This is a genomic window from Enorma sp., assembly GCF_982429025.1.
The window spans coordinates 12,405-32,953 of record NZ_CEWCAA010000021.1 but is presented as its reverse complement, the minus strand read 5'-3'; the positions used below and the strand labels follow the sequence as shown (position 1 = coordinate 32,953).

Annotated in this window: 19 protein-coding genes, 1 tRNA gene and 1 pseudogene; 13 read left to right on the top strand and 8 right to left on the bottom strand. The window is 61.7% G+C overall.

Annotated elements, in window-relative coordinates:
- The 11 genes and pseudogenes from AC1VS5_RS05210 to AC1VS5_RS05160 all read left to right on the top strand — a co-directional run.
- Positions 1–651 (top strand): annotated as a pseudogene (locus AC1VS5_RS05210) (hypothetical protein); the annotation flags it as partial.
- Between the two features lie 166 nt (positions 652–817).
- On the top strand, positions 818–1,948 hold the full coding sequence (locus AC1VS5_RS05205) for a M24 family metallopeptidase (protein WP_481217922.1): 1,131 nt from the start codon (positions 818–820) through the stop codon (positions 1,946–1,948).
- Between the two features lie 207 nt (positions 1,949–2,155).
- Positions 2,156–2,719 (top strand): elongation factor P, encoded by a 564-nt coding sequence (gene efp, locus AC1VS5_RS05200; RefSeq protein ID WP_019128392.1) that lies wholly within the window; start codon positions 2,156–2,158, stop codon positions 2,717–2,719.
- Between the two features lie 33 nt (positions 2,720–2,752).
- Positions 2,753–3,112, top strand: a complete 360-nt coding sequence (locus AC1VS5_RS05195; protein WP_019128391.1) for an Asp23/Gls24 family envelope stress response protein — start codon at positions 2,753–2,755, stop codon at positions 3,110–3,112.
- Between the two features lie 2 nt (positions 3,113–3,114).
- On the top strand, positions 3,115–3,678 hold the full coding sequence (gene nusB / locus AC1VS5_RS05190) for a transcription antitermination factor NusB (protein WP_481217921.1): 564 nt from the start codon (positions 3,115–3,117) through the stop codon (positions 3,676–3,678).
- A gap of 2 nt (positions 3,679–3,680) precedes the next feature.
- Positions 3,681–3,977, top strand: coding sequence for an exodeoxyribonuclease VII small subunit (locus tag AC1VS5_RS05185; RefSeq protein ID WP_022349440.1), 297 nt, complete (start codon positions 3,681–3,683; stop codon positions 3,975–3,977).
- A 12-nt stretch (positions 3,978–3,989) separates the two neighbouring features.
- Entirely contained in the window at positions 3,990–4,793 is an 804-nt protein-coding gene (locus AC1VS5_RS05180) for a TlyA family RNA methyltransferase (protein WP_481217920.1), read from the top strand.
- Complete coding sequence (locus AC1VS5_RS05175; RefSeq protein ID WP_481217919.1) at positions 4,790–5,650, top strand: NAD(+)/NADH kinase; 861 nt, start codon at positions 4,790–4,792, stop codon at positions 5,648–5,650. The genes AC1VS5_RS05180 and AC1VS5_RS05175 overlap by 4 nt, the downstream gene beginning before the upstream one ends.
- On the top strand, positions 5,640–7,280 hold the full coding sequence (locus AC1VS5_RS05170) for a DNA repair protein RecN (RefSeq protein ID WP_481217918.1): 1,641 nt from the start codon (positions 5,640–5,642) through the stop codon (positions 7,278–7,280). The genes AC1VS5_RS05175 and AC1VS5_RS05170 overlap by 11 nt, the downstream gene beginning before the upstream one ends.
- Positions 7,281–7,382: 102 nt before the next feature.
- Positions 7,383–8,153: a transposase gene (locus AC1VS5_RS05165; protein WP_481217917.1), complete on the top strand. Its 771-nt coding sequence runs from the start codon at positions 7,383–7,385 to the stop codon at positions 8,151–8,153.
- 22 nt (positions 8,154–8,175) lie between these two features.
- Positions 8,176–8,379 (top strand): hypothetical protein, encoded by a 204-nt coding sequence (locus tag AC1VS5_RS05160; protein WP_481217916.1) that lies wholly within the window; start codon positions 8,176–8,178, stop codon positions 8,377–8,379.
- 18 nt (positions 8,380–8,397) lie between these two features.
- On the opposite strand, the gene aroQ is transcribed toward AC1VS5_RS05160, so the two are convergent.
- The 8 genes from aroQ to aroF form a co-directional block, all read right to left on the bottom strand.
- Positions 8,398–8,832 carry a type II 3-dehydroquinate dehydratase gene (gene aroQ, locus AC1VS5_RS05155; protein ID WP_087185558.1) on the bottom strand — a complete coding sequence of 145 codons (435 nt, stop codon included), beginning with the start codon at positions 8,830–8,832 and terminating at the stop codon, positions 8,398–8,400.
- 43 nt (positions 8,833–8,875) lie between these two features.
- Complete coding sequence (locus AC1VS5_RS05150) at positions 8,876–10,141, bottom strand: shikimate kinase (RefSeq protein WP_481217915.1); 1,266 nt, start codon at positions 10,139–10,141, stop codon at positions 8,876–8,878.
- Positions 10,141–11,286, bottom strand: coding sequence for a prephenate dehydratase (pheA, locus tag AC1VS5_RS05145; RefSeq protein WP_481217914.1), 1,146 nt, complete (start codon positions 11,284–11,286; stop codon positions 10,141–10,143). Before pheA ends, AC1VS5_RS05150 begins: the two co-directional genes overlap by 1 nt.
- Positions 11,287–11,312: 26 nt before the next feature.
- A complete protein-coding gene (gene aroC / locus AC1VS5_RS05140; protein WP_481217913.1) occupies positions 11,313–12,416 on the bottom strand; it encodes a chorismate synthase in 1,104 nt (367 codons plus the stop codon).
- 4 nt (positions 12,417–12,420) lie between these two features.
- Positions 12,421–13,737 carry a 3-phosphoshikimate 1-carboxyvinyltransferase gene (gene aroA / locus AC1VS5_RS05135; RefSeq protein ID WP_481217912.1) on the bottom strand — a complete coding sequence of 439 codons (1,317 nt, stop codon included), beginning with the start codon at positions 13,735–13,737 and terminating at the stop codon, positions 12,421–12,423.
- Entirely contained in the window at positions 13,734–14,888 is a 1,155-nt protein-coding gene (gene aroB / locus AC1VS5_RS05130; RefSeq protein ID WP_481217911.1) for a 3-dehydroquinate synthase, read from the bottom strand. Before aroB ends, aroA begins: the two co-directional genes overlap by 4 nt.
- An 89-nt stretch (positions 14,889–14,977) precedes the next feature.
- On the bottom strand, positions 14,978–15,937 hold the full coding sequence (locus tag AC1VS5_RS05125; protein ID WP_481217910.1) for a prephenate dehydrogenase: 960 nt from the start codon (positions 15,935–15,937) through the stop codon (positions 14,978–14,980).
- A 3-nt stretch (positions 15,938–15,940) separates the two neighbouring features.
- Positions 15,941–16,963, bottom strand: a complete 1,023-nt coding sequence (aroF, locus tag AC1VS5_RS05120; RefSeq protein ID WP_481217909.1) for a 3-deoxy-7-phosphoheptulonate synthase — start codon at positions 16,961–16,963, stop codon at positions 15,941–15,943.
- Between the two features lie 385 nt (positions 16,964–17,348).
- Between aroF and AC1VS5_RS05115 the strand changes: the two genes are divergently transcribed.
- Both AC1VS5_RS05115 and AC1VS5_RS05110 read left to right on the top strand, forming a co-directional pair.
- A tRNA-Arg gene (locus tag AC1VS5_RS05115) sits at positions 17,349–17,425 on the top strand.
- A 243-nt stretch (positions 17,426–17,668) separates the two neighbouring features.
- Entirely contained in the window at positions 17,669–20,545 is a 2,877-nt protein-coding gene (locus AC1VS5_RS05110; protein WP_481217908.1) for an HAD-IC family P-type ATPase, read from the top strand.
- Positions 20,546–20,549 lie beyond the last annotated feature (4 nt).

Sequence of the window (20,549 nt, the reverse complement as noted above, 5' to 3'; positions counted from 1 at the left end):
CCAGAGGCTCCTGACATGGTGTCGCTCAGGCCGATGCCTACCATGGTCGTTTGCGACTTCGATCTTATCGCCGACATGCCGCTCGAAGCACGTCTCGAGGGCAGGGCTCTTATGCTCGGCGCCGCCCTTGCAGAGGGGAAGCGCGTCTGGGAGCAGTTGGCCGAGAGCGCTCCTCTCATCGCTGCCGATGAGCCCGTTGCATTCAGTGAGGTCTTTGGACCGGTGCAGCAGGCGCGTCGCAATGTCGTTAAGGCCGCAAACCCCTCTGCTCGGCATGCGCTGTCCTATGGACGCGCGACGGCTCGTGCGCTCGCACGTTGTCTGGGGCCCGAAGCCCCTGGTTGGGCGCTTTTGTCAGAGGGCATGCGCTTCGAAGCCCGTCTTGCTGTGGAGGCGGCTGGCCTCGATGCCGATATCGTCTTTGATCAGGACGATCTGTTTGAAGACCTCGGCATCGAGGAATACGGATTCTCGCTCGATGCCGAGGACCTCGTGCGCGCCCTCAAGGAGGAGCATGCGCGCCGGTCTAACCGTTTCCTCCTCCCGCTTCCCAAATCGGTGGGCACCATTCGGCTAACGGCCGTTCCTGACGATGTGCTCATGCGCCATGCGCGTGCCTATGTTGCTTCGCGTGCGGAGCTCGTGGCATAGCGGACGATTGATTTCTCCTAACCGGTACTCGCTCAGCGTACTTGCAGTATGCTTTACTGCGGATCCTGGATGTCAAATGACTCACAGACACCGGGTGTTGGCGATTCAAATGACTCACAGACACCCGGTGTCTGTGAGTCAAACGATTTAGAAAGAAGGGGTACTTATGTCCTCACATGCTTCTGGCCCGCTCGGTCGCATCGAGCGTGTTCGCGAGCTCATGGACGAGCGCGGCTACGATGCCGTCATTATTCGCGACGAGGCGAATCTTCGCTGGTTGACCGGCGCCGAAGGCGTGTTCGACTATACGGGTGAACTGCCGCACGCCGCGTTCATCACCGCGTCGAATACGTTCCTGCACACCGATTCTCGCTACTACAACAGCTTCATCGAGCATCTTCCGGCAGATAGCCCTTGGGTCCTCGATATGGAGGTCATCGGTATTCCGCGTTGGGCTGCCGAGCGTGCTCGCGATGCCAAGTGCCGCGTCGTTGCCGTTGAGGACACCATGGAGCTTTCGTTCTACGACGGTTTGGTCCGCGGCCTTGATGACCTTTCCATCTGCGCCCTGCTTCCGCAGATGCATGGGGACCTTCGCCTCATGCGCGCGGTGAAGGACGAAGAGGAGATCGCCCTCATGAAGCGGGCCCAGGCAATCACCGACGCCGCGTTTGCGCACATGCTTGAGTTCATTCGTCCCGGTCTCACCGAGAAGCAGATAAAGCTCGAGCTCGAGAACTTCATGTTCGAAAACGGAGCCGACGGCCTTGCGTTCGGCTCTATCGTCGCTGCAGGCCCTAATGCGGCGAACCCGCACGCCATCCCGAGCGATCGCCCTGTGCAGAAGGGCGAGTTCGTTCTCATGGATTACGGCGCGCGCTACCACGACTACGATTCCGACATGACCCGCACGGTTGCCGTGGGCGAGCCCTCGGCGAAGATGCGCGAGATTTACGACCTCGTGCAGCGCACGCACGAGGAGTGCGCCAAGGCGGTCTATGCCGGCGTGGACGGCAACGAGATCCATGAGCTTTCGAGGAAGATTATCGGCGATGCCGGTTACGGCGAGTATTACGGTCACGGTCTTGGCCACGGCGTGGGCATCGACATCCATGAGCTCCCCAATTTCGGGCGCACGCACAATACGGTGGGGGAGGGCTCCGTCGTCACGATCGAGCCTGGTGTGTACCTGCCCGGGGAGTTCGGCGTTCGCCTTGAGGACTACGGTCTCGTGACCGCCCAGGGCTTCGTTCCCTTCACCCAGAGCCCGCATGACCTTCAGGTCATCGACTGCTAGGAGCTGCTAGCTCCCTTTGGTTCAGCCTGGCTTGCACCCATCGCGTCGCTGCCAGGCTGCTTTGTCGAGAGGCGGGCGCTTCGACGCTCGCTCTGTGGATAGTTGCGCTTGCACCTGCGTAAAGGCGCGGGAAAGCGTATACTTTGTACGTTCATGCATCAATGCAGCGCAGGCCTCTGCGTGGCAGACAAGCAAGAAAGGTAGCACATGGCAACCATCACCACCGCCGATTTCAAGAACGGCATCGGATTGCGCATCAAGGACAAGGTCGTGACCATCGTCGAGTTCCAGCATGTCAAGCCGGGCAAGGGCGGCGCGTTCGTGCGCTATAAGACCAAGGACATCAAGACCGGCCGCGTGGTCGAGAATACCTGCAACGCCGGCACCAAGTTCGAAAGCGTCATGCTCTCCACCCGTGAGATGCAGTACCTCTACAACGACGGCAACGACTTCATCTTCATGGACAACGAGACCTATGAGCAGGTCCCCGTGCCCGAGGACTTCATCGGCGACAACGCTAAGTGGCTCAAGGAGAACGACGTCTGCCAGCTTCTCTACGCCGACGATGACCTTATGGGCGTGAACCCGCCGATGTTCATCGAGGTCCAGATCACCCAGACCGATCCGGGCTTCAAGGGCGACACCGTTCAGGGTTCCACCAAGCCTGCCACCATCGAGACCGGTGCAGTTGTCCAGGTGCCCATGTACCTCAACGAGGGCGAGATGATCAAGGTCGACACGCGCGACGGCAAGTTCGTTTCCCGCGTCTAGTTTCTGCTCCATCGTACGTATTTGGGGGACCCCATGTCTCAGGAGATCTACATTTCCGGTATCGGCATTGCGCCGGAGGTTCTCGCTGCGGTCGTTTCGCGCTCCGTCGAGGAGATCGAGGGCATCGCGTCGGTCGGCGTGAAGGACCTCGCCACCAACCTCGTCTCGATGCTCTCTGCGCGCAGCACCGCCGCCGCTCCTGCGGTCGAGACCGAGGTCGTAGATGACCAGCTTGCGATCACGGTGCACCTTGTCGTGTTCTTCGGCTATCCGTTCAAGAAGCTCGCCGAGGTCGTGCGCGAGGCGGTCGTCCACGCTATCGATGCCCAGGTGGGCGTTTCCGTGGCGCGAGTCGATGTGTGCATCGACGGACTCGTCTTCCCCAAGGAGTAGTAGTGAGCCTCAAAGTAGAACGCGGGCGCACGCTTGCCCGTAGCCAGGCCCTTCAGCTCCTCTTCCAGGCCGAGATTCTCGGGCGCACCGTCGACGATGTGCTCGCAGGCGATTATCTTTTGGCGCGCGCCTCCGAGGAGGCAAGCCCGCTCGTTCCCTACGCTGCCGAGCTGGCGCGCGGTTGCTATGCGCATATCGGCGAGATCGATCGCGGCCTTGCCCGGGTTTCGGAGAACTGGGCTCTTGACCGCATGCCCGGCTCGGACCGCAATCTGCTGCGCCTTGCCGTCTACGAGCTGCGGTTCTCGCCAGAGCGCGTCGATGATGCCGTGGTGATCAACGAGGCCGTTGAGATTGCCAAGGCGTACGGTACCGATGAATCGGCAAGCTTTGTTAACGGCGTGCTTGGGCGCGTGGTGCGCGATTCCCGCATCTTCCCGCGCCCCGTTGATTCCACGCCTGCGGAGGACTCGGCTGCGCCCGCCTTGGTTGCACAGGCGGCGGATCCCGTTGAGGCTGCCGAGCCGGCTGCTGCCGAAGCTCCCGTGTCGAGTGAGGGCTGCTAGGTATGGCTGAGGTCGCCCCGAACAGCTTCGCCGATATTACGGAGCGCTTGGACGAAATCATCTCTGTCGTGCGCTCGAAGGACACGTCGCTCGAGCGCAGCCTCGACCTGTATGACGAGGCCATCGAGCTTGGGTCTCGTGCTGCAGAGCTCGTCGATAGCTTCGATTTGAGCCCCGAGGAGGCAGCACAGCTCGATCAGGCGGCTCGTGCCGACGACACCTCCCTCGATGCTGCGGCCCAGGATGGGTCCGATTCGGCTTCCGATGCGGGCGCCGATGCAGCGCCTCCAACTGAATAGGGCTTGCGTGCCATGAAGCGCGTACGCCTCGATGATGAACTCGTTGCTCAGGGCATCTGCGTTGATCGCGCGGATGCCCTGCGCACCTTGATGGCCGGTGATGTCTCTGCGCGGGGAGAGCGGCTCACCTCACCCGGCATGATGGTCGACCCCGGCCTTCCTTTGCATGTCAAGGGGCGTCTTCCCTATGTTGGGAGGGGAGGTCTTAAGCTCGAGGGTGCGCTTGATGCCTTCGGCGTGGATCCTTCCGGCCTTGCGTGCGGAGATATCGGGTGCTCGACTGGCGGCTTTACCGATTGCCTTCTTAAGCGCGGTGCTGCCTCGGTTATTGCAGTCGATGTTGGTCGAGCGCAGTTCGCATGGTCGCTGAGAAACAATGGGCGCGTCACGCTCCTAGAGCGGACGAATGTGGTCGATCTGCCCTCGCTGGGCTATCGCGCCTGCTGCGACCTGGTCGTCTGCGACGTTTCCTTTACGAGCATCGCACACATTATCGATGCCGTCACCGCCTTGCTCGTGCCCGGCGGCCGCTTTCTCACGCTCGTTAAACCCCAGTTCGAGGCACCTGCCTCCGAGGTCGGTGAAGGAGGGGTCGTGCGCGATCCGAACGTACGCCGTCGCGTGCTCGAGCATGCGGTAGACCTGTTCTCCGGGTGCGGCCTTACGCCGGAGGGTGTGTGCACCTCGCCCATAACGGGTACGAAGGGTAACGTTGAGTTCTTTCTCCTTGGCCGTCTGGGCTCCGGCGGTGAAACTGAGGTTGCCGCGGCGCGCGAACGGGTTCTCTCATCCATCGAAGGGGTGGTGGGCGCATGAAGGTCTTTCTCGTGCCGAACTACTATAAAAACGAGGCGGTCGAGAGCGGCCTAGCGCTCGAGCTTTGGCTTTCGCGCCAGGGTTATGAGGTGGCATGGGCGGCAGATCAGCGCTCGAAGATCGTCTCGACTCCCGATATTGAGGGCTCGGACCTTGTTATCTCGCTTGGCGGCGATGGCACGCTTCTGCGGGCTGCGCGTATCGTCGGCTATCAGGAGATTCCAATACTTGGATTGTCCTATGGGCATCTTGGGTTCCTCACGGCGGCAAGTCCCGATGATACCGACATCCTCTCCGTGGTGAGCGATGCCCTGGCGGGCGAGATGCACGTGAGCCGGCGCGCCACACTCGCCATCGATGTTTTCGCGCATACCGACGAAGGTGAAGAGCAGGCCCTCGACACCTTTGCATTAAACGACCTCGCCCTCACGCGCGGTCCTCTTTCCGACATGGTTGAGTTCACCATCACGGTGTCGGGGCATCGCATCGACCGGCTGCGGGGCGACGGCGTGGTCGTGTCGACGGCAACGGGGTCTACCGGTTATGCGCTCTCGGCGGGCGGCCCTATCGTAAGTCCAGATTACACCGGTATGGTGTGCGTGCCCATTGCGCCGCATACCATTCAGGCCCGCGCGTTTTTGACCTCGCCTTCCGATGTGGTCGAGATCGAGATGTCGCGCGATCGCCCCTCTATCCCCGCTGTTGCCGTCGATGGCGTGTTCGTAGCGAAGGATGCCGTGGTCGACCGTGTGGTTGCTCGCCGCGGGCCAGGCGATATCCTGCTGCTCGATTACGGCCCTGAAAGCTTCTATACCTCGGTGTCTCGCGTGTTCTACGGAGTCCACCATGATCGATGAGATTTACGTTCTAGACCTCGCGCTCATCCATGAAGCGACCTTTTCGCCAGCGGCGGGCCTTACCGTGCTCACCGGCGAGACCGGTGCCGGTAAGACGGCGCTTCTCTCTGCTCTGAAGCTTCTGGTGGGTGAGCGCGCGGATGCGTCGCTCGTGCGCGAGGGTGCTGAGTGCGCCGTCGTCGAGGGGCGGGTTTTTCGCGATTCTCATGACGTTGAGGGCGTTTGCGCATCGCGCAGGGTTGGCGCAGACGGTCGGAGCCGGGTGCGCCTCGATGGGCATTTGGGAAGCGTGCGCGAGCTTACGCAGGTGATCGGCCCTACGATCGACCTCTGCGGCCAGCATGAGCATCAGCGATTGCTCGATGCCGCGACGCATGTCGAGATGGTTGACGCTTGGGCGGGTGCTCCGGTGGCCGCAGCACTTGAGGGGTATCGTGAAGCGCTGAAGCGTGCTCGCGCGGCTAAAGATGAGCTTGACCGGGTCACGGCTGCGGCGCGCACGCAGGGCTCTCGTCTCGAGGAGGCGAGATTCGCGCTCGAGCGCATCGATGAGGTGGATCCTCAGGAGGGTGAGTTCGAGGAGCTCGAAGAAACCTTGCCTCGTGCGGAGCACGCCGAGGCGCTCGCGGGCACCGCGCACGAGGCGGCGGAGGCCATTTCGGGCGAGGGCGGCGCGCTCGATGCGCTGAATTCGGCGATTGCCGAGCTTGCGCGCATGGGATCGGTCGACGCCAAGCTCGCTCAGTTCGCCGATACCTTGACTGGTGCGGCCATCACGCTCGAAGACGCTTCGTCTGACCTCAGAAGATATCGCGATAACGTTGACTTCGACCCTGCCGAGCTTGCGCAGCTTCAGGAACGTTTTTCGGCGTTTAAAGGATTGCTCAGACAGTTCGGCCCGCGCATGGAAGACGTCTTTGCCCGCCGCGAGGATGCGCGCGAGCTGCTTGCCGTCGTAAGCGATGGTGAGGCGCGGATCAAGCGCGCGCAGGAGGCGGTCGATGTTGCAGAGGCGGCGCTCGCCAAAGCGGCCAAGATGCTTACCAAGCGCCGTAATGAGGCAGCGCCTCGCTTTTGCCGCGAGGCTGGCAAACAGATGGCGCGTTTGAAGATGGGGCATGCTGAGCTCGTTTGGGAGTCGAGGCCGCTGCCGCGTGAGCGCTGGAACGAGACTGGACCCACGACGTGCGAGCTTTTGTACCGCAGCGGTGCCGGCCTGACGCCGCGACCGCTTCGGCGCATCGCCTCTGGTGGCGAGCTCTCGCGCGTCATGCTTGCCTGCAAAGTCGTTTTGGGGGAGACCGACGGTGTGGATACCCTCGTCTTCGATGAGGTCGACGCAGGCGTGGGCGGTGCCGTGGCCCGCTCGCTTGCAGCGGTGTTGGCTGACCTTGCTCGTACGCATCAGGTCATCGTCGTGACCCACTTGGCGCAGGTCGCCGTGATGGGGGAGCGCCACTACGTGGTGCGCAAGGACGACGCCGATGTGCCCGAAACGCAGCTTGCCGAGGTTTCGGGCGAAGCGCGCGTGCACGAGATCGCCCGCATGCTCTCCGGCGATGAATCCGAAGCGTCCCTCACCCATGCCCGTCAGATGCTGCGAGAATCCGGTACCTGGCATGAATCGTAGACACCGGGTGTTGGCGAACCATTTTGGCGAGTCATTATTGGGCGACTGCCGATACGCGTTCATGGGTATCATGAGCTCACCAACGGGGGTGGGTGGTACTCTATGCCAATGCGCAGAAGATCTGAATCCGGGTTCTACCATGTCATGCTTCGCGGCAATGCGAAGCAAATCATCTTTGAGGATGATGATGACCGACGGAGATTTCTCGCTTTGCTGGGCTCGTCGACGCATGGCACGAGCATCTCGATCGTGGCGTGGTGTTTCATGGACAACCATGTTCATCTCGTGCTTGCTGACCCAAAAGACGAAGTCAGCGCGGCGCTTCATGATCTTGCCATGTCGTATGCTTTGTATTTCAATCGGAAGTGCCAACGCACGGGCCATGTGTTCGAAGGCAGGTTTAAGAGCCTCCCTATCGATACCGATGAGTATTTGCTGCAGGTTGTTCGCTATGTGATAAATAATCCCTTTGCAGCGGGAATCAGCTCCCTTGACGACTATCCGTGGTCGAGCTTTCCTGAATACTGTGGTCAGAAAGGTTTGACGGATGTTGGCATCGTGCTCGATATGTTTGAAAGCCCCGAGGATTTTGAGCAGTTCTGTCGTGAGGGGTCTCAGCCATATGACCGAAAGCTCGAGCACGATAGCGTTCCCGACGCGATGGCCTTGCCGGTTGCGAATCATATCGCTATGCAGCTTGGATACCGGGATGTTTCGCAGATTAGGTCGCTTTCCCGGGAAAAGCAAAGCGCATTTCTATCTAATCTAGCAGATACCGGATTGACGCATAAGCAGATTGCACGCTTGACGGGCATTTCCGCATCGACCATAAGCAGAAGAATCCGCGAAGCCGAAGCATCTCGATCTTTGTGATGTTGACCGAGGAGGGTTACCTATGGGAATCAGCGATCCGCATTTCCCCTATTGGGGGCTATCTCCTGAGGGGGGCACGAGAATCTGCTACACCGGCATGTCCGATGGGGATATTCCAAATGAGCCTCTGTGCTCGGAGACGGAAAGGGCTTTCGAGCTTCTCAAAGAACTTGCAAGCTCGGCTGAAACGCAGACACCCGGTGTCCACGAACCAGATGAATCGTAGACACCGGGTGTTGGCGATTCATTTGAGGTGATCGGCGAGGAGCTGGAGGGCGTGGCGGTAGCCGGCAAGGCCTTCTCCGGCTACGCGGGCAAAGCAGGCCATGCCGGCATACGAGACCTGCCGGAAGTCCTCGCGCTCATCCACGGCAGAGATGTGGACCTCGACAGCGGGGATGCTCACGGCTTTGAGTGCATCGAGAATGCCGATGCTCGTATGCGTGTACGCAGCCGGATTGATGACGATTCCGTCCACCGTGCCGTACGCATCCTGAATCCGGTCGATAATCGCGCCCTCGTGATTCGACTGAAAGACCTCAACATCGTCGAACCCAAACTCGCTGCCGGCCTCCTTGCATATACGAACGAGGTCATCATAGGTTTCTCGACCATAGATGTTTGGCTCGCGTATACCGACCATGTTGATATTCGGTCCGTTGATGACAAGTGCGTTCACGAGGCTCCTTCCTACCTTGATAAAATGAACCGGGTTCGTTTTATCAAACCTGCTGAGATTCGCGTGCAAGCTGTGCAATGGCGGCCCGCGCCGTGGCATCGGCCGACTCGCGCGAGGTCACAACGACATCAGCCCAGCTACGATAACGCGGCATGCGCTCTTCGGCGAGCTTCTGAACCCCGTCGCGCTGCGAGACCGGCCGTCCCTTGCTCGAAAGCTCACCAAGGGGTCGGTCGAGCATCACGATCCGGCTGTTCTGGTGAAGGAGGGGATAGTTCTCATCCCGCGTCACCACACCCCCGCCGCATGAGAGCACGATGCCGCCGCGTTTGGCAACCTCACCCAAGAGGGCAGTCTCCTCGCGTCGGAATGCGGCCTCGCCGCGCTCGGTGATAAACGTGGAACAGCTGCACCCAAGGCGCTCTTCAAGGGCCCAATCAAGATCGATGTGCTCGCGTCCGAGCTTCTGGGCGATACGCTGACCGACGCGGGTTTTACCTGCCCCCGGCATGCCGATGAGGGCGATGTTCTGCATCTCGTATCCGAGCTCGTTTGTCACGGCGGCAATGCGTTCGGCGGAGTAATCCTCGCCTGTGAAATCATGGAGCGAGCCCGCGGCTTGTGCCACGAGCATGAGGAGCCCGCCGGCCACCGGGATGCCTCGGTGCTCAGCTTCCATCATAAGCCCGGTGCGTGCAGGGTTGTACACGATGTCAACGACGGCCTCCAGGTGGGGGAGCGCATCGAGTGTGCAGGGTGCCCCAGGGCAGGACGGGTACATTCCGGCAGGCGTAGCGTTCACGGCGAGTGCGGCGTCAGCAAAGCGCGGAAGATCCTCGTAGGTCACCTCTCCGGTGCGTCCCACGGCAATCGGCTCCATGCCTAAATCTGCAAGAACCGCCATGCAGGTCGTACCGGCGCCGCCGTGCCCGCCGAAAACGAGCGCGCGCTTGCCGGCAAGCTCGAGCCGGAGCGACTGCACCAACGTTTTGAAGCCGAAGTAATCGGTATTGTCGCCGCGAAGGCGGCCGTCGGAAAGCCGGACGATGGTGTTCGCGTTGCCTAAGCGCCGGGCAGATTCGGACAGTTCATCTAGATATGGCATGACCGCTCTTTTGTAGGGGATCGTGACGTTAAGGCCTTGCCATGTGTCCTCACGCAAGAACTGCTCGACCTCGCCAGGCTCCCGCTCGAAGCGCTCGTAGCCCGTGATACCGGCAAGGAGCTCGTAGATGCGCGGGGAGTAGGTGTGCCCGAGGGTGCGGCCAAGCAGGCCGTAGCGAGGCGTATCCTCGCAACCATACGCCATCACAGCACCTCCGTGTAGCTGCCGAAGTATTTGACGCTTTCGCACACGTCATCGAGGCTGTCGAGGAGCGTGTCGAGGGGCTCGGTGCCCGCAGGGCTCTCGATATCGAAGTAGAACATGAACTCGAAATCGCGGCCGGGGATGGGGCGGCTCTCAAGTTTAACGAGGTTGATATCGAGGGCGTAGAAGCGCTCGAGCACGCGGTACAGAGATCCTGGCTCGTGTTTCATCGTGAGCATGAGCGAAGTGCGCGTAGCGCCAGGGAAGATCTGCGGCTCTGCCGAGACGACGATGAAGCGCGTGTAGTTGTTGTCGGAGTCCTGCACGTTCGATTCGAGTACATCGAGGCCGTAGAGGGCGGCGCAATCGCGCGATGAGAGGGCCGCGATATCGTTTCGAGGGGAGCGGGAGACGAACTCGGCTGCCTGAGCGGTATTCTTGAGCTCATGGGCGGTAACACCGAGCTGTTCTAGATAGTCGCTGCATTGCGCGATAGCCTGTTCATGCGAGTAGACCTCGCGTATATTCTCCCGATGCACGCCGGGGCGCGCGAGCAGGTTGTGATCGATCTTGAGGCGAAGGCTCCTTACGATGGAAAACGAGTACTCGGCGAGAAGGTCGTAGACGGCATTCACCGAGCCTGCCGTGGAGTTCTCGATAGGAAGCACGCCAAAGTCGCAGAGGCCTTCGCGCACCGCGCGGAATACGCCTTCAAAGGTGCTGAAGAACGTGATGCCGGGCACGCGGAAGAGCTTGCACGCGGCGATCTGGCTATAAGCGCCCTCGACGCCCTGGCATGCTACGCTCGCTGTGGCTGGGAAGGGCTCGCTTGCCGGCTTGAGGCTTGCGTGTGCCCGCGCGGATCGGCTTTCGCCGGTACCGCGTGCAATGATGCGCTGCTGCTCGGCCTTGTTCATGCTCATGAGGAGCGAGAAGAGCGCAACAGCTTGCGGTTGGAGGCGCTCGGGCGAGCGGCGCGCCACGTCCAGCAGCTTCTCTCGTTCCCGTGCTGGGTCGAAGACCGCTTTGCCTGAGCCGATCTTTGACTCGGCAACCTCGGCGGCGAGCTCCATCCTCTGGCAGAAGAGGTCAAGCAGCTTGTGGTCGACTTCGTCGATCCGGTTGCGCACGTCTGCTAAGTCCATGATCGTCCCTTCGGTCCAGAAAACGGCTAAAGAGCTCTGTGGCCCTGAGATTCGAGGATAAGGTCGAGAAGCGCGAGTGCGCAGACGGCTTCGGCTACGGGCACGGCTCTCGGTGCGATGCAGGGGTCGTGCCGGCCTCGAACGACAAGGTCGGCATCGCACCCCGCATCGAGGTCGACGCTTTGCTGTTTCCTCCCGATGGACGGCGTGGGCTTCACGGCCATCTGCCAGACGATGGGCATGCCGGTCGAGATGCCGCCCAAGATGCCCCCGGCGTTGTTGGTCTGCGGCACCACGTTGCCGTGGTCCATACGGTAGGGGTCGTTGTTCTGGCTTCCACGTAAATAGGCAGCTGAGAAGCCGGCCCCGAAATCAACACCCTTGACTGCGGGTATGCCGAATGCGACGCGGGCGATTCGGTTCTCGATGCCGTCGAACATTGGATCGCCGAGCCCTGCGGGCACGCCATACGCCGCGCACTCGATAACGCCGCCGACGCTATCGAGGTCGTTGCGCGCATCGAGGATGCATCCCCTCATGGCCTCCGCAGCCCCCTCATCGATGCAGGGAAAACCATGGGACCTCAGACGTGAGAGCTGGTCCTCATCAAGCTCCATATGATTGAGCGGGGTGTCGGGTATGCCCTGAGGGCCCAGGTTGGCGATGTGGGCCGCGATTCGGATTCCTCGCTGCGCGAGAGCCTGGAGCGCGATGCCGCCGGCGATACAAAGCGGTGCGGTGAGCCTTCCTGAGAAATGGCCGCCTCCCGCCACATCGTTGAATCCGTTGTAGCGGATGCGCGCAGGGTAATCCGCATGCCCCGGCCTGGGCACGCGACGCAGCTCGTCGTAATCCTGCGAGCGCGTGTTCTCGTTCTCGATAATCGCCGCAATGGGGGCTCCGGTCGTATGGCCGTCGACGGCGCCGCATAGAATACGCGCCCGGTCCGCTTCCCGGCGCGTCGTTGCCGTGGCGTCGCGACCAGGGGCGCGCCGGTCCAGGAAGTTCTGGAGCTCGTCAAGATCGAGCGGAACGCCCGCGGGCATGCCGTCAATCGAGCAACCGATGGCCGGTGCATGCGACTCCCCGAAAATGCTCACCCTGAGCGCGGTACCCAACATCGACGACATGCGATCACTCCTCGCTCAACGCTACCGAGCCGCCAAGAGCCCGATAATGCTCGAAGAACAGCGGATACGATTTGTTCACCGCTTCCGCACCATGAATCTCCACCGCGTCGGTGCAGCGCGTCGCTGCGACGGCGGCCATCATGGCGATGCGATGGTCGTTATGAGCGCACACCACCCCGCCGGAAAGTTCATCGACACCTTCGATGACAAGGTCGTCACCAACAATCCTGACCCGCGCTCCGAGGTTGCACAGCTCTTTCGTGGTCGTCTGAAGGCGATCGGATTCCTTGATGCGCAAACGCGAGCAATCGCGGATCACCGTCGTTCCCTTTGCTACCGAAGCTACGGCCGAAAGGACGGGTACCAGATCCGGCACATCGCGTGCGCTGAGCGTGAAACCATGGAGCGTGCCAGGTTGCACCGTCGCCGCGCCCGTCGAACGGCGGATGCGCGCGCCAAAGCACGAGAGGGCGGCCAGGACATTGCGGTCCCCTTGGGCCGAGGAAAGCGAAAGGCCGCTGACGGTGATGCATTCAGTGCCCATCGCACCGGCGCATAGCCAAAAAGCGGCATTGGACCAATCGCCCTCGACGGAAACGCTGCCGGGGGTGCGGTAGGGGCTTCCGTCGAGCAGGTAGCGCGTGCGCGGTTGTCCGTCGAGTGCCGCTCCCGTCTCAACGCGAACGGATACCCCGAAGGTTTCGAGCGCCTGAAGCGTGAGGGCGATGTAGGGTTTGCTCTCGATGGTCCCCGTGACTTCGATGACACTCGGCTGACCAAGAATCGGAAGCGCGAGAAGCAGGCCCGAGATGTACTGGGAGCTTACGTTGCCGGGAAGCTTGAACGTTCCCGCGCGCAGGCGCCCCTTCGTGGCGAGCGGAAGGCTGCCAAGGCCCTGAAGGTCGCATCCTGCGGCGATGAGCTCTTCGGCGAGAGGGGAGAGCGGTCGCTCTCCCAGCCTCCCGGCACCGGTGAAGGTTGCGTCTGCGCCAAGTGCGCAGGCAACGGGAAGCATGAATCGAAGCGTGGAACCAGATTCACCGCAATCGAGTGTAGCCCCAGCCAGTGCGCGCAGGATTCCGTGCTCTTGGCTCTTGGGTATGGGGTGGACGCGCAATCCCTGCTCCGCCCGCTCCACCTTTGCGCCAAGCGCTTCAAGACAGCGAATCGTTGCCTCGATATCGGCGCAAGAGGTGTTGCAGGTCACGTCGGTCACGCCGTTGGCGAGCGCGGCGGCGATGATGAGGCGGTGTGCGACGGACTTCGAGGTAATGGCGGGTACGGTGCCGGCAAGATGCGCCGGAGCGATGCGAGCGATCATCGAGAGGCTTCCTCTCCAATACGGTCGTTGTCTGCGGGTGCTTCATCTGGTACGACGGGCACGTTCGCTGCGGACGAGAGCCCGTCATAGAGGAAGTCCCTGAATTCCTGCAGGTCCATCGTCTCGATTGAACACGAGCCGATCTCGTGGGGGAGGACGACATCGATGGAGTATCCCTGCCGCTTTTTATCGTGGAGGGCTTCGGCAAAGATCTGCTCTGCGTTCCATCGGCACGAGGTGGCGAGCCCATGGCGACGAACGAGGTCTTCGATACGCTGAGGCACGGTCTCGTCACATACCCCACGCACAGCTGCCGCCCGCGCGATGATGCCCATGCCCAATGCGACGCAGTTCCCATGTCCTAGCTGATACGCTTCGAGCGCTTCGATAGCATGGCCCGCGCTATGGCCGAAGTTGAGGAGCTTCCTCAAGCCCGATTCGCGCTCATCCGCTACGACCACATCGCGCTTGATCTCGATGTTGCGTGCGATAATCGCGGCAACAAGGCCGAGATTCTGCGTAAGGAGCTCTTGGGTGAGCGGTGTCTGCTCCAGTTGGCTGAAGAGCGCGGCGTCGCAGATGACACCGTGCTTGATGATCTCCCCGCAGCCGTCGGAAAGCTGCTCAGCTGTGAGGGTGCCGAGGCAACCCACGTCGGCGATGACGATGCTCGGCTGCCAGAAGGCGCCTGCAAGGTTCTTGCCCGCCGCAAGGTCGATGGCGGTCTTTCCACCCACCGAGGAATCGACCATGGCCAAAAGGCTCGTGGGAATTTGGGCGAACCGTATGCCGCGCATATAGGTCGCTGCGGCGAAGCCGGCTACATCTCCGACCACGCCTCCGCCAAGGGCCACGACCACATCCTTGCGACCGAGTTCGTTTTCGGCAATGAACTCAAGGATTTCGATAAGAGTGTCTGCCCGCTTGTGCTCTTCCCCCGCTTCGAACATGTGGACGCACGTAGTGTAGCCCGCCTCGGCGAGGCTCTTGGTCACGATGTGCGCGTAGAGCGGCCCCACGTTCGTATCGGTGATGACGGCGGCACGCGAGCCCCTGCATGCGTCGCGAATGAGTTCGCCCGACTGCTCGAGGAGCATCGTGCCGATATGCACGCGATACGGCGACGAGCAGTTGATATCGATCGTATACATAGGAAAGCTCCAATCGAGGTGGCCGATGGCTTCGGCGTGGGCCATGCCCGTGTACCCGGGGCGCGGTGCCAGATAGATGCGCGTGGATGTTAGGCGCTTGACGCCTCGTCATCGAGCGCGCGCTTGATGCGGTCGCCTTCGGCGAGCAGCATGCGCAGCCGGTCGCGGTCACCTGCATCGAGGGCGAGGCGGTATGCGTCGAGAGCCTCGATGAGCGAAGCGATCTCTTGGGACAGGTTCTTCGCGTCGTCCATCATGAGCTCGGCCCACATGCCGGGGTTCAGGTGCGCCACGCGAGTAAGATCGCGATAGCTTCCCGCGGAAAACCCGTGGTGCGCGCGTGCCGTGGGGCTCTTCACATAGGCGTTTGAAACGACGTGCGCAAGCTGGCTCGTGAACGCGATGACGCGATCGTGCTCCTCGGGGCTCGTGACGCTAAAGCTACCGAACCCTACGGGGGCTAGGAGCGTGTGGGCGCGGTCGAGCAAGGTGAGGCGGCGGGCGTCATCGGTTTCGGGCGGAACGAGGACCATGGGCGCGCCACGGAAAAGGTCGGCGCGCGCATGCGCGAAGCCGGAGAACTGCGTGCCGGCCATGGGGTGCGTGCCCACGAACGCGAAGCCGTTCACGCGGGCAAGCTCGAAAGCGCGGGCGCAGACGGCCTCCTTCACGCCTGCGGTATCGATGACGATAGGGCCGCGTGAGGTATCCGGGTCCGAGATGCGTCCGAGTTTTTCGGCATGCTCTTCGAGCCATTCGAGGCACGCTTCAGGGTAGGCAGCGAGGATGATGAGGTCGCAGGAGGGGATGGACGCATCATCGAGTGGTGCCTCAACCGTCTCGATCATGGAAGCGTCCATCGTGTCTCGGTCGGTGTCGAGGGCATAGACCGTGGCTCCAAGCGAGCGGTAGGCACGGGCGAAGCTTCCGCCGATAAGGCCCAGGCCTACGATGCCCACGCGCATGCTGCGGCAAGCCTCATTCCGGGGTGCGTCCGCGGCGGTTATTCCCTGTTCCCGTTCCACTTGCTCCTCCTGCTGTTCTGCCATGGCCTATGCGCCCGCTTCCGGAGTAATCGCCTCACGGATGATCTGGATGCGGCGCATGACGTCGTCGAACATGTCGGGCGTGAGGGCCTGCGCGCCGTCGGACCACGCGTGGCTCGGGTCGTCGTGGACCTCGATCTCGAGGCCGTCAGCGCCCGCGGCGGTGGCGGCGAGCGCCATGGGCTCCACGTAGCGGGTGTAACCGGTCGCGTGGCTCGGGTCGGCCACGACGGGCAGGTGCGAGAGGTAGTGGAGCACGGGCACCGCGTTCAGGTCGAAGGTGTTGCGCGTGCGCGTCTCGAACGTGCGGATGCCGCGCTCGCAGAGAATCACGTTGTTGTTGCCCTCGCTCATGATGTACTCGGCTGCCATGAGGAGCTCGTCGATGGTGCCGGACATGCCGCGCTTCAAGAGGACGGGCGTCTGCGTCTTGCCAACCTCCTTGAGCAGCGGGAAGTTTTGGGCATTCCGCGCGCCGATCTGCATGACGTCGATCTTCTTGTCGAGGAAGAGCTGGACGTCACGTGGGTCCATGATTTCGGTAACGATGGGCATGTCGAGCTCGGCGCGCGCCTCGCAGAGGAGGTCGAGGCCTTCGGCTCCCATGCCTTGGTAGGCGTAGGGGCTCGTACGCGGCTTGTAGGCTCCGCCTCGAAGCATCGTTGCCCCTGCGGCCTTCACGCGTCGGGCGATGCGGATGAGGTTCTCACCCTCCACCGAGCAGGGGCCGGCGATTACCTGGAAGTTTCCGCCGCCGATCTTTACGCCAAAGCCGCAGTCCACTACGGTGTCGGTGGGGTGGAACTTGCGGTTGGCTTTCTTGAAGGGCTCAGAGACGCGCTGCACGCGCTCCACGATGTCCATGCTCTCGAGCAAGAAGGGGTCGATCTTGGTGGTATCGCCCACGAGGCCGATGATGAGCTCATCGGTTCCTTGGCTCACATGAGCCTCCAGGCCCTTCTTTTCTATCCAACTGACGAGGTGGCTAACAGCGCTCTCGTCGGCATTCTTCTTGAGGATGGCAATCATGTCGTCTCCTGGCTTTGCCGTGGTTGCGCCGGTTTTGGCGCGGGATAAGTCGTCATATTGTATACCAAGGCGAACGTATGGGCGGGCAGGGTGCGGCGCGGCATCATCTCGTTACAGAAGGTGCTGACGAGGTGCTCCTTTGGGACTTTTTGCAGGGCTGTCAACCCGTCCTTCGCGCAGGGCGGGGGCGGCCCTCTTGGTCATAAAAGGTGTACACGAGCGTCAAAACTCTTGCGTTTTAACCTGTTTTGTGACGCTCGTGTACACCTTTTGCTGCGGCGCGCCTTTCACGGCGCGCTCATCGTGCTCGCGTGTTCTATGGTTATCCCTGCAGCCGATTCAAAGTTGCCCGCGCGCTGCGTTTGGGTATAATGCATGGTGCTTCGTCCCTTTAGCTCAGTGGATTAGAGCGTCTGCCTCCGGAGCAGAAGGCCGCAGGTTCGAATCCTGTAAGGGACACCAGATTGGTCAACCCGGGCTGCTTCATGCGGCCCGGGTTTTTTCTTTACGAGAGCCTGGGGCCCTCACAGCGGTTCGCGGTAACCGGGTATCTGAGGATTTCCGCCGTGGGGATGCGATGGTTGTGCCTGATGCTGTGTTTGTCCGAGCTTTGCACGGGGCATACAATGGCACGTTAGTATTAAGAGCTTACCGCGCCCGCGTATGGGCGCGATGCATGTGCTGAACGTGTTGTGGGGAGATGCCATGGCTCAAGAAGCCGAAGAGAGAGCAGCTGGAGCCATGGGCTCGCCGGAGGATGGCCCCCTTTCCGGCCTTACCGCCTCCGAGGTGGCCGAACGCATCGAGCAAGGCCGCGTTAACGTCAATATGGAGCTCAAGACCAAATCGGTTCGAGAGCTCATTGCCGACAACCTTTTTACGCTCTTTAATCTCATCAACCTCGTTCTCGCGATCCTTGTGATCATCGCAGGGTCGTTCAAAAACCTCACCTTCCTCGCCATCGTCTTTCTCAACACGGGCATCGGCGTCGTGCAGTCGTTGCGTTCCAAGCGCATGGTGGACAAGCTCACGCTCCTTGCCACCAAGAAGGCGCGTGTCATTCGCGATGGCCGCGAGGTAGAGCTCGATCTTGACCAGATCGTGATCGACGACCTCGTCAAGCTCGGGCGCGGCGACCAGATTCCCGCCGACGCCATCGTGGTTGATGGCGAGGCGCAGGTGAACGAGAGCTTGCTCACCGGAGAGAGCGACCTCATCAAAAAGACGCCGGGCGACGAGCTCATGAGCGGCAGCTTTCTTGATTCGGGCCTCGTGTACGCGCGGGTTATCCATGTGGGCGCCGAGAACTACGTGGCCAAGATCAATAATGAGGCCAAGTATGTCAAGAAGGTCAACTCCGAGATTCTGAACACCCTGAACGTTATCGTGCGGTTTGCGAGCGTCATCATGCTGCCGCTCGGCATCGCACTCTTCATCTCGAGTCTTTCGGAAAGCTATGTGGAGGCCGGCGCGCCGGGAACGGGCCTGTGGGGCTGGTTCACCGGAGAGCTTGCGCAAGGGCACGTGCCCTCGGACGAGATTCTCTCTGTCACGGGCGCGCTTCTCGGCATGATCCCGCAAGGGCTCGTGCTTCTCACCTCGTCGGTGCTTGCCATTGCAACCATTCGCCTTGCCCGCAAGAACGTGCTTGCCCAGCAGCTCTACTGCATTGAAACGCTTGCCCGCGTGGATGTGCTCTGCCTCGACAAGACGGGAACCATTACCTCGGGGCGCATGACGGTCGAGGGCACGTATCCGCTGCCCGTTGAGGGGTCCGTTGCCCGGGACGCCGCGGGGCTCCTGCCGCGGGACGTGTCGGTGCTCGATTTCGCCCTAGCGAACGTGGCGCTCGCGACCTCTGCCGATGCCAACGAGACCTGCAAGGCGCTGCTCGATTTCTATGCCGAGAGCCAGGTGCCCGTAAGGAAGCCCGAGCGCGTGGTTCCGTTCTCGTCGGCGAAGAAGTGGAGCGGAGCATCCTTCGCGGAGGGCGCATTTGTTATGGGCGCGGCGCAGTTCGTGCTTGCGCCTGCGGAGTTCGCTGAAGTTGAGATGCGCGTCGCAGAGCTGGCGAGCACCTGCCGCGTGCTCGTGGTGGCGCATGTGGACGGCTTTACCGAAGACGGGGAGATGGTTGGCACCGCGCGCCCCGTGGGCTTTGTGACCATTCGGGATGAAATCCGTACTTCAGCGGCTGAGACCATCGGATACTTCTGCGAGCAGGGCGTAGAGCTCAATGTCATCTCGGGCGACGACCCGCGGACCGTCTCGAGTATCGCGCAGGTCGTTGGGGTTCCCGGTGCGGATGCCTATGTGGATGCCACCACGCTCGATACTCCCGCAAAGATTGATGCCGCGGTAGATCGCTACCACGTGTTCGGCCGCGTGACGCCTCAGCAGAAGCGCGAGCTCGTACAGGCGCTCAAGCGGCGCGGCCACACCGTCGCCATGACGGGTGACGGCGTAAACGACGTACTCGCTCTTAAAGAGGCCGACTGCTCCGTGGCGATGGCCGCGGGTTCCGATGCAGCCCGCAACGTCGCCGAGATCGTGCTCGTGGACAATGATTTCGCGAGCATGCCCGCCGTGGTCGCCGAGGGTCGCCGTGCAATCAACAACCTCCAGCGCTCTGCTGCGCTTTTTCTCACCAAGACGCTCTTCTCCATGGGGCTCGCGGCGATCTGCATCGCCTTTCCCCCATACCCGTTCCAGCCAATCCAGATGACGCTCATCAACTTCTTCTGCATCGGCTATCCCGGCTTCGTGCTCGGTCTCGAGGCGAACAAGGCGCGCGTTGAAGGAAGCTTCCTCGTAAACGTTATCAAGCGCGCGCTTCCCGCATCGATTTCCGTTGTCGTGGCCGCCTGCCTGTGCATGATGGGAGCCGCCTTTGCCGGGCTCGATAACCGGACGCTTTCCACCATGTGTCTCGTCACGACGAGCGTCATAGGCTGCTGCCTCATCTTCCGCATCTCCCAGCCGTTTACGCTCCTCCGGCGTCTTCTCTTCGCGTCGATCGTTTCCGGTCTGGTGATTGGCGTGGTGGCGTTCCCCGACTTCTTCTCCATCGCCCGGCTCTCGCTTGGCCTCGTCGTCTATCTCGTGATCATTGCCTTGGCCTGTAGCCTCCTATTCATGAAGCTCGCTGGCGCCATGGACGCTCAGGCTCCTAAAACCACCAGGCTCGCGACGGGCTTTGGCCGCGGCGTCAGAGTCACGCGCCGGCGCAGGGGAGTGCCGCAGGTGACTTCGACCGGTTCCACCGCTCGCCGAGTGATCACGCGCGCCTACGCATCCATGACGCGCCATCAAGAGCACCGCGCGCTCGAACGGGCGGAGTCGCATGCCGAGGAGGCGTTGGGCGATTCGGGTTCGTCCCGTTCGGCCGCGCCGGAACCTTCAGATTCACGCGAGATGCATCGTGCATCTGAATGCGCGCACGAAAGCGCTCGCCCGCGTGGTGTGAAGGGCGCGAGGAGCTCCTCGGGTGTTTCTGTAACAAAATCGGCTTCGGGCATTCGCGTGAAGATGCCCGCGCGCAGACGCGGTAGGATGGGAAACGGCCATACCCCTACCTCCTGATGGG